The organism is Caballeronia calidae (assembly GCF_900044055.2).
GTDB lineage: Bacteria > Pseudomonadota > Gammaproteobacteria > Burkholderiales > Burkholderiaceae > Caballeronia > Caballeronia calidae.
In genome coordinates this window covers 21,142-29,458 of record NZ_FCOX02000076.1, presented here as the reverse complement: position 1 = coordinate 29,458, position 8,317 = coordinate 21,142, and the positions used below count along the sequence as shown (strand labels likewise).

The 8,317-nt window shown below is 58.4% G+C and carries 9 protein-coding genes; 8 read left to right on the top strand and 1 reads right to left on the bottom strand.

What is annotated here, in order from left to right; genetic code table 11:
• The 5 genes from AWB78_RS36120 to pilV form a co-directional block, all read left to right on the top strand.
• The coding region (locus AWB78_RS36120) for a GspE/PulE family protein (RefSeq protein WP_062611512.1) at window positions 1–1,356 on the top strand (1,356 nt) is incomplete at its 5' end.
• The gene (locus tag AWB78_RS36115; RefSeq protein WP_082883544.1) at window positions 1,353–2,423 is read left to right on the top strand and encodes a type II secretion system F family protein; all 1,071 of its coding nucleotides are present in this window, start codon (window positions 1,353–1,355) and stop codon (window positions 2,421–2,423) included. The genes AWB78_RS36120 and AWB78_RS36115, both read left to right, overlap by 4 nt.
• A gap of 31 nt (window positions 2,424–2,454) precedes the next feature.
• A complete protein-coding gene (locus tag AWB78_RS36110; protein ID WP_232478012.1) occupies window positions 2,455–2,961 on the top strand; it encodes a type 4 pilus major pilin in 507 nt (168 codons plus the stop codon).
• A 31-nt stretch (window positions 2,962–2,992) separates the two neighbouring features.
• Window positions 2,993–3,472, top strand: coding sequence for a hypothetical protein (locus AWB78_RS36105; RefSeq protein ID WP_062611510.1), 480 nt, complete (start codon window positions 2,993–2,995; stop codon window positions 3,470–3,472).
• 13 nt (window positions 3,473–3,485) lie between these two features.
• Entirely contained in the window at window positions 3,486–4,772 is a 1,287-nt protein-coding gene (gene pilV / locus AWB78_RS36100) for a shufflon system plasmid conjugative transfer pilus tip adhesin PilV (RefSeq protein WP_062611509.1), read from the top strand.
• Between the two features lie 802 nt (window positions 4,773–5,574).
• Here pilV and AWB78_RS44255 read toward each other — a convergent pair.
• On the bottom strand, window positions 5,575–6,597 hold the full coding sequence (locus AWB78_RS44255; RefSeq protein ID WP_074173616.1) for a CAP domain-containing protein: 1,023 nt from the start codon (window positions 6,595–6,597) through the stop codon (window positions 5,575–5,577).
• 281 nt (window positions 6,598–6,878) lie between these two features.
• On the opposite strand from AWB78_RS44255, the gene AWB78_RS44250 reads away from it, so the two are divergent.
• The 3 genes from AWB78_RS44250 to AWB78_RS36085 all read left to right on the top strand — a co-directional run bounded on the left by AWB78_RS44250 (window position 6,879) and on the right by AWB78_RS36085 (window position 8,316).
• Window positions 6,879–7,151 carry a YdaS family helix-turn-helix protein gene (locus tag AWB78_RS44250; RefSeq protein ID WP_074173615.1) on the top strand — a complete coding sequence of 91 codons (273 nt, stop codon included), beginning with the start codon at window positions 6,879–6,881 and terminating at the stop codon, window positions 7,149–7,151.
• A gap of 106 nt (window positions 7,152–7,257) precedes the next feature.
• Window positions 7,258–7,872, top strand: coding sequence for a phospholipase D family nuclease (locus AWB78_RS36090; protein ID WP_062611514.1), 615 nt, complete (start codon window positions 7,258–7,260; stop codon window positions 7,870–7,872).
• Window positions 7,873–7,950: 78 nt separating this feature from the next.
• The gene (locus AWB78_RS36085) at window positions 7,951–8,316 is read left to right on the top strand and encodes a hypothetical protein (RefSeq protein ID WP_062611507.1); all 366 of its coding nucleotides are present in this window, start codon (window positions 7,951–7,953) and stop codon (window positions 8,314–8,316) included.
• Window position 8,317 lies beyond the last annotated feature (1 nt).

The window sequence follows — 8,317 nt, the reverse complement described above, 5'->3', positions numbered from 1 at the left end:
CTGAAGCAGGGGGGCGTCGCGGATGGCCCCGCCGAGGATGTCGATCTGACCACGCTCTGCCAGGCCCGCGAGATTCTCCTTGATGCAGCGGCGCTGAACGCCAGCGACGTGCACCTGCTTATCCGCGAGCGAACGGCCGAAGTGCAGATTCGCGTGAAAGGCGACTTGAAGACCGCCAAGGGTATTTCACTGCATGCGGATCAGGCCGAGCGCCTCGCGCGTGCAATGTACACGGGCCTTGCGACCGTCAAGGAAGCGACCTATAACCCGCTTTCATTCCAGGATGCGCAGATCGCCGGCTACGTGCTGCCGCGCTCGGGGCTGACCAGTGTCCGGATCATCCGCGGACCGTCATGGCCGGCCGAATCGGGCGGCGGCTTTCTGGTGGCACGCCTCCAGTATGAGGGCACCCGGCGTGAAATTGATCCATGCGTCGCCCGGGCGGCCGCCAAGCGCCTGAAACTCGCCACACCTGAGCGACCCTCCGGCGAGTTTCACCTCGGCAGAATGGGCTTCACCCCTCTACAGGTCGCGCTGATTGAGCGGATCATGCGCAACCCTCAGGGCATTTTCTTTGTCACCGGCCCGACTGGCAGTGGCAAGACGACCACGCTCTACGAAATCATGATGGAGCTTGCGCGCCAGTATCCGGAACAGCGGCTCATCACGATCGAAAACCCCGTCGAATATCCGATCCAGGGAAGCCTCCAGCTCTCAACCGAAAGCGAGCGCTTCGGCGAAATGTTGCGCATGGCGCTGCGGATGGACCCCGACACCATCCTGCCGTCCGAGATCCGCGGCGTTGAGGAGGCCATCGCCGCCTTCCAAGCCGCCCAGACCGGACACCGTGTGCCGACGACCCTCCACGTCAACGATCCTTACGAGGTGTTCGCGCGTCTGGCAGGTCTCGATCACGTGCGTCTCGCCCCCGCGATGATCGCCCATCACCGGCTGATTATCGGCCTTATGGCCCAGCGCCGCGTGCCGATTCTTTGCCCGCACTGCAGCGTGCCGCTGGCGCAGTCGGGCCGGCGGTTGCCTGCGTATCTCCTCAGCGCGTTGCGTACCTGGGGCGATCTCGCAACGGTGCGCGCCCGCGGGGACGGCTGCGAGCATTGCGACGGTTCGAACATCGCGCACGAGCAGGCGATCGCCGAAGTCGTCGTGACCGATGAGGTGCTGATGCACGCCGTGCGCGAAGGCGACGTGCTCAGGGCCGCGCGCAAGCATCGGGCGAAACCCGGAGCCGATAAGCCGATGATTGAGCACGCGATTGATCTCGTGTTTGCGGGACGGCTCGATCCCGACGACGCCGAGCAAAAGGTCGAACCCATTCCCGTTAAGGAACTTCAATGATGGCATCGAGACTTTCCTGGCGTCTCAGGCGCAAATTTTATGAGCAAGCAGAGAGTCAGATTGCCAATGGCGTGGAACTGACGGTCGTCCTCGAGGACTTTCGCAAGCGTCTCATGGCTCGTGGGCGCGTGAATGCAGCCAAGACGATCGAAGAGGTGACGCGTCTTGTGCGCGACGGACAAACACTCACGTCGGCCTTCGGCGATGTACTGACGCCGCTTGAGCGCCGTTTGCTTGCGTCTGGCGAGCGCGGCTCGAAGGAGAAAAGTGAGCGCAACAAGAGAATGCCTGAGGCGATACGGCTGATTCTCAGCGTGCGTGATCTGGTCGGCAGCATGCAGCGCATGCTCTTCTCAAGCCTGCTGTCGCCGGTTGTGTTGTTTCTCCTCACCTACGCGACGCTCGCCGTCATCGGGCTGTTTGTTGTCCCGAGCCTTTTACCGGTCGTCCCGTTGTCGCAATGGAAGGGTTCGGCCTACGTGATGTACTTGATGGGGCAACTGGCCGTTGGCTGGGAAGCGCCCCTGCTGTTCGGAAGCATCGCGGCCTATGCCATCTGGAGCCTATGGGCATTGCCGCGATGGACCGGGGTGCGTCGCGCGTTTTTCGATAACCACATTTTCCCGTTCCCGATCTATCGCGAGATTCATGGTTTCGCCTGGACGCTGTCATTCGTCGCGCAACTGCGCGCGGGCATCCCGGAAACGGCTGCCCTTGAGAACGACATCGCGAGTGCGACGCCGTGGCTGGCTTCGCGCCTGAAACCGGTCTACGAGAACGTGAAATACGGCGGTCTTGATCTAGCCGCTGCCATGCGTCGCACCGGTTCACATTTCCCGTCGCCCGATCTGATCGAGGAAGTGGGCGTGTATATCGGCTTTCCAGACTTTGCGGAAAAGCTCGAAGTCATGCTCGATAGGCATGCGAAATCGGTCGAACGGAAGTTTGAACGTAAGGCCGTGGTGATCGGCGTGTTTGCGCTCATCGTGCCGCTGGCCGCCGGTTTGTTCGTTGGGATTGGCAGTAATGGGGTGGCAGCGACGATGTCGTCTGCGATGGGCCACTAATAGAAATCGAACAACTTTAAATTAGGAGAACATGATGCGTGATTGGATTCTTGAAAATGCTTCGATCATCGTGGGACTTATCTTGCTCGCGCTCGCGGGTTCAATCATCGCCGTGGGTTTCAGTACGGCGAGAACCAGCGGTCTTGCAAGCGAAATCACGCTGATCGAGTCTAGCGCGCGAGGTGGCTTTGCACAGAGTAATCAGGGCTACGCGAACTTCACCACCGCTAACGCGGCGGACCTCGCTACCGGAGGCATGTTTCCGCAAAACATGGTGAGAAATGGTGTGCTGTACGACGACTGGGGCAACGCGATTCAGTTGAGCTCGGCGAATAACGGCACGAACGGGGTGATTGCATTCGGCGGTGGCGGTTCGGAATCGGTCGACTCCTGCAAGACCGTGGTGACGGGCCTCAAAGACTATGTGAGCCTCGTGGTCGCCAACTCGACCTTCACGCAAAGCACGCAGCCCGACGCGCTGTCGGCAGAACAGGCGTGCGCGGGCGGCACGGCCACGATTGCGTTGACTTTCCAGTGAGCGAAGCATCGGCGGCTAAGGTGAAAACGAAATGGGCTTTGTGATTCTGCCGCTTGTTGCGGTGCTCTTCTGGTTCGGACTGACGATGCAGGCCTCCCAACTGGCGAATGCTGTCCCGGGAGCGGGACCTGCAGGCCGTATGGAATCGCTTGCGGCTGTTTCCGCCCAGCAGGCGGAAATGTTCGGCTCAGCCTGCGCCAGCACAGCGCTCGCCTCGCCGGGTGTTGTGACGACCGGGATGACCGTGATTTTGCCGACGGGTGTTGCATTGCCCGGCGGAGCGGTATGTATGACGATCTCATACATCGGCAATGGCCGCAACGTCTACGGATACCTGCCTGTGTCGCCCGGCGCGATAGGCATCGTGCTATCAGACACGCAGGACAACGCCGTGTGGTACCGAGTACAAAGCGCCGGCGTTGCCGTCAATCTCGCCACTGGAGAAACGGCATCGATTCCTTCCACGATTCCTGTGGGTGATCTCGTGGACTGGATACAGACGTCATCCTGAAAGGCTCGAATATATGGTCTCCTTTATCGCAACCCTCGTCTCCATCGTGATTTCGATGCTGATGTTCACCGGGTTCGTTCAGTGGGCGCAAGCCGGCGTGGCGAACGTGATGACGGCGGCCGCCGCTAGTCAGCAGGTCGTCATCGACAAGGCTGCGCAGCAATACGTACAGGACAACGGTCTCACGATCGCAGCGCTTGCAACGGCGTCGACACCTACGACAATCAGCGCCCAGACGCTGATCAACGCAGGCTATTTGCCGAGCGGATTCTCGACCACAAATGTGTTCGGTCAGCTGTGGCAGCTACAGGTCCTTCAACCATCCAGCGGAGTGCTTCAATCGGTCGTCTTCTCGACGGGTGGTCGTGCGATCAGCGACACGCGACACCTGGTGCAGATCGCCGCACAGGCGGGAGCGCAGGGCGGCTTCGTGCCATATGCCGGACAAAATGGCAGCGCGTCAATGAGCGCGAGCAATGCGTATGGCGCATACGGTGCGTGGACTGTACCGCTCACGGGATTCACGAACCCGGGATCGGGCCACTTGTTTTCGCTGCTCGCATTCACGAATACGCAGACGAACAACAGTTATCTCTATCGCGTTCAAGTGGCGAATCACCCCGAGCTTAACGAGATGCAGACGGACCTCGGGATGACGGATACCGGCGGCACGAAGCATAACGTGACGGGCGCGGCGACCGTCACGGCGGATACGTTGCAGAACTCGGGTGGCGGACAGCTCAACTCGGACCAGGGCGGCTCGCTTGAGCTTGGCGGTAACAACAGCCAGGCCGGTGCTGGGACGCCGTATGTCGATTTCCATCTGGCTGGTCAAGGCGTGCAGGATTACAACGCGCGCATCATCAATGATTCCAATAACCATCTGACTATCACGGCGGCGAACGGTCAGGCCGCGTTGGGTGTTCAGGGCACGATTCAACCAGGAAGCATCGCGAGCCCGGATACCTATTGCAGCACGAACGGCCAGGCTGCGGCCAACGCGGATGGGTCCGGGCAGTGGCTGTCTTGCCAATATCACCAATGGCTGCCGATCGGTGGCCGCTGGCTGCGTTACGGCTATTCAATCGCGCAGAACGGTACTCAGATATCAGCTCCGACCTGTCCGTCAGGTGGCAGTGCTGGGGTCGTCATCACACCGCAGAATTTTTCTGTTGATGATACGGCCGTGGTGAATTACGGGGTGAGCGGAAGCGGGCCTTGGACCGTCTACATCACGGACGGGCAGGGGAGCGCAATTGGCGGCGCAGAGGCGAGCGTCGGCACCTATTGCGCGTATTGATAATAGGGAGATAAGGATGAGTTTTCGCAAGACCTTGATGCGGATGCTGCTCGCGATCGGGACGCTAACGAGCGTCCATACCGCGTTCGCGCACGTGATCGATTGTACGCCCGGCTATTCAGATTCCCGATGCGTCACGCCGATCATCGCCAGTCCCATCCCCGCACCGCGATGCTCGACCGCAGCAGGGTGGACGACGACATCGGCCGCCATTTGGAAGGGGTCGCATTGGAGCCAGCCTGCGTGCAATTACCAGTCGCCACCGACGTGTTCGTCCGGCTATACGCAAACAGGCTCGCCGGTATGGAATGGGTCGAGTTGGAGTGCGCCGACATGTCAGCGAACGGTAACTCCACCAACCACGACAGCAGAGGAAGAGCAAGCGTGTCAGGCGGCGCTAGCAACGCTCGACCCGTGGGGCCTTCCGGACAGCGGTTTCATGCATTGGACGAGTGCATTACAAGCTGGGCAATCGCTTTTCGGCTCATTGGGCGGACCCTACTATGGTCAAGGTATGACGCAATACACGAAGTATGCTGATAACCCGTACTGCGGTTTTGCGACGATTCGTAGTTCCGGCACCCCCGGAAGCCCATCGGATAACGACCTTTGGTATGGCATTGATAGCAGCGGGGGCTTGGGCTACTGCTGGATCACGCCCGGTTCAACGGTGGTGTCGGGCGTCCTTTATGAGCTAGAGAATCCGAATACCTGCGGTGGCGGGCCAAACTAATGCTTAAAGTAGGTAAGCAAAAAGCCGTTCGACTTCTTGAACGGTTTTTTGCTTCAGCTTCGACCGTCGTTAGCCGACGACGTTGCCGGTCGTAAATGTGAAGCTGCGGCTGAAGGCGGTACCGTTCACAGTACCCGTAAGGGAAACACTATACGTAGTGTTCGGTGAAAGCGGCGAAGCAGGATAGGCAACAGCTTGAAATGCGGCAAGTTCTTTGTTGGGGTCTGTCGTAGAGTTAAGCACCTGAAGGATGATCTGATTCCCGGATGTGTCCGTCATCGTTCCAGATTGCAAGAGGACAGCATCAGTGCTGTTTCCCATGACGACAACAGGCGTACCCCAACCCGAGCTTGAAGCGTTCGGAGCAGTGGGCGTTTCCAAGACATCCTTGTAAGGCAATCCACTCACACCCTGGCATGGAAACGTAAGAGGCGCGTTACTGACAGTCTGTGCTTGTGTACTCGATAGACTCATGGATTGCCACGAGTCGGTGTAAGTATAAGCGCCTACGGTTGATTGAGTTTGATATTCCCCGTAGCCAACAAGATTCGCTGGATAAGCAGCGACGACATTGTGGTAGACGCCGCCGAGCAAACTGTAAATAAATTGCTGGCCGGCCACTGCCGCCGAGAAGCTTGAAGAAAAAGCCTCGTTGCCAGCACCGCTTGCTCCGGTTACGAAAACGCTCTGCGGAAACGTGGCATAAGTAGCGCGTGTGGCATACGTGACGCCGGTGAAGCCTGGATTGCCCAGCACCTCTGTATCCGTAATGGTGTTATTCAACCCTATGTACTTCGCATGGTTCTGCGCTGCGGTGTCAAGCACAGTGTTCTCCTGCAAGGCAGGAAAGCCGCATTGCGTCCGATACTGATTCAACATGTTGAACGCGGCTAGCTGGGCGCTCGTGGATGCGTACTGCGGCGTTGAGAGCGTGCCAGTGACCGTCTGCGACGTCGAGGAACTGGATGAAGTCGGTGTGCTTGTCGTCGGCGAAGAACTGCCACCTCCGCCGCCACAAGCGGCTAAAACGACGGCGGATGCAATCGTGATCGACGAGGTGAGAAAAGCCGTAATTTTGTTCTTCTTATTCATAAAGACTCCAGTTAAGAAATGTTCCCCGGGTGGTTGGGCCGTTACTGCAAGAGCCGCGGCCAGCTACGAGCTATCGACTGAGTGCATTGTACAACACAAATCGTGTAATTCACCAAGACAAAATGTGGTTGCGGTACGCTTGATTTCGCGACGTTAAGAGCGTGTTTCCGCTGAAAATCGGACTAAAAGCGGAAGACTCTTCGTCAACGGGACTCGTGGAAAGCAAGCGCGAAAAGCACAAATAGTTGACTGCAAAACACGCGTCGTGTACTGTACCGAACATGAAAACACGTAGACCCCCGGCGCTGCCGGCATCGGCCCTGGAATATGCCTTGGCTCTGGTTGGCGGGCCAACCAAGATGGCGCGGCTGCTCGGCATTAAACGCCTATCCACCGTAACGAATTGGCGAGTGCGAGGGGTGCCAGTTGAGTACTGTCCAAAAATCGAGCGACTGACGGGCGGCCAAGTGAGGTGTGAGGCGCTCAACGGAAAGGTCGATTGGACGTATTTGAGAGGCACGCCATCGGAGCAGGTGAACCCGCCAGAAGAATAATCGGCGGTTAATCGCATTGTTGCCTGATAACCGATGCCGACATTAGGAATGCTAATGTCCGGGTGATCGTTTGCCGAAAAATAGAACGATGATGGAGTCTACACAGATGGGTGTCACGCTACGACAAAGCGGTGCTTGCGTCGCATTTTCCCTCGCCGTTACGTGCGTTGCTTTACTGGTGCCCGCGGGCGCTTATGCGGGTGGACTCGATCGCCTGATGGGCGCTGCTGTCATCCCGACGGCGGCCGCTTCGATCGAGGTCGGGTTCTCGCCGGACGGCTGTGCCGAACAGCTGGTGTTGAAAGCGATTGGAGCGGCCCGACGGTCTATCCGGCTGGCGGCATACAGCTTTACCTCACCCAGTGTGGTGAAGGCGCTGATTATGGCTAGACAAAGAGGCGTGGACGTGGCCGTCGTGGTTGACGATAAAAACAATCTGCGCGAAGACCGCTCTGGCAAGGCGCGCGCCGCATTGAACTTGCTCGTGAATGCCGGTATCCCGACGCGCACGATCAGTGCGTTCCCCATCCACCACGACAAATACATCGTGGTCGACGCAGAAGCTGTCGAGACGGGATCCTTCAACTATTCGACAGCGGCCGCTCGCAGTAACAGCGAAAACGCCATCGTGATTTGGCACGACCCTTCACTCGCAAAAGCATATCTGGACCACTGGCAAAGCCGCTGGGAGCAGGGCGTCTCGTACGGCTCGATGTACTAGCCACGCATCGCCCATCTGGATCGTGGTGAGCCATGTATGTTTAATAGTACTTATTGAAATATATCGGGGAGATTCACCATGAAGAGAGTCATCGATACGGTTCGTCAATACTTGACGAACACAACCATCACGACATTTCTAATGAATGCGCTTCGCCGCCGTAGCGCAACGTTCGCGACCTTGCTCCTCTGTGTTCCTGAGCTGGCCTTTGCGCAAGCCAGTTTTAGCACCGGGACAAGCTTGCTGCAAGCCTTCGCCCAGGCCATTTTCATCAGCTGGGGACCCTATATTTTCATGATTATCCTGGGCGTGCTTGTGGTGATGGTCGGCAAGGGATGGGTGCCGATGAAAGGAGCCGCGATCGCGGTCGTCTGCTGCTTCTGCTTCTTTTGCGTCCCGACCATCGTCCGGTACCTCGCAACGCAGGCGGCTGCCCAGATCTGAT